At 69.3% G+C, this 1,012-nt stretch carries 1 protein-coding gene; it reads right to left on the reverse strand.

From position 1 onward, the window contains the following. Window positions 1-4: 4 nt before the first annotated feature. On the reverse strand, window positions 5-1,012 hold a 1,008-nt coding region (locus ACTOQ3_RS43555), incomplete at its 5' end, for a sugar phosphate isomerase/epimerase family protein (protein ID WP_440089937.1).

Here is a 1,012-nt window from a genome sequence, read left to right on the forward strand (position 1 = left end):
GGGTTCAGTCCGAGGAGAAGGCGGCGTCGAAGGCGGTGGTGGGCGGGGTGATGGCGTTGAGCTTGCGGATGACGGCCAGCGCGTCGGGGGCGCCGTCGAGGCGGTCCATGCCGGCGTCCTCCCACTCGATGGAGATGGGTCCGGCGTAGCCGATGGCGTTGAGGGCGCGGAAGCAGTCCTCCCAGGGCACGTCGCCGCGTCCGGTGGAGACGAAGTCCCAGCCGCGGCGCAGGTCGGCCCAGGGCAGGTGGGAGGCGAGCCGGCCGCGGCGGCCGTCGCCGGTGCGGACCTTGGCGTCCTTGCAGTCGACGTGGTAGATGCGGTCGGCGAAGTCCAGGATGAAGGCGACCGGGTCGATCTCCTGCCAGACCATGTGGGAGGGGTCCCAGTTCAGGCCGAACGCGGGGCGGTGGCCGATGGCCTCCAGGGTGCGCACGGTGGTGTGGTAGTCGTAGGCGATCTCGCTGGGGTGGACCTCGTGGGCGAAGCGGACGCCGACCTCGTCGAAGACGTCCAGGATGGGGTTCCAGCGCTCGGCGAAGTCGGCGTAGCCGTCCTCGATCATCTGGGGGGGCACGGGCGGGAACATGGCCACGGTGTGCCAGATGGAGGATCCGGTGAAGCCGACCACGGTGTCGACGCCGAGTTTGGCGGCGGCGCGGGCGGTGTTCTTGATCTCTTCGGCGGCGTTGCGGCGGACCTGTTCGGGGTCGCCGTTGCCCCAGATGCGGGCGGGCAGGATGCCCTGGTGGCGGGCGTCGATGGGGTTGTCGCAGACGGCCTGGCCGACCAGGTGGTTGGAGATGGTGTAGACCGACAGGTTGTGCTTGGCGAGCAGTTCCTGTTTGCGGGGGATGTAGTCGTCGTCGCTGAGGGCCTTGTCGACCTCGAAGTGGTCGCCCCAGCAGGCGATCTCCAAGCCGTCGTATCCCCAGCCCGAGGCCAGGCGGCAGACCTCTTCGAACGGCAGGTCGGCCCACTGGCCGGTGAACAAGGTGATCGGCCTGCTCAT

This window comes from Streptosporangium sp. LJ11 (genome assembly GCF_051918945.1).
GTDB lineage: Bacteria > Actinomycetota > Actinomycetes > Streptosporangiales > Streptosporangiaceae > Streptosporangium.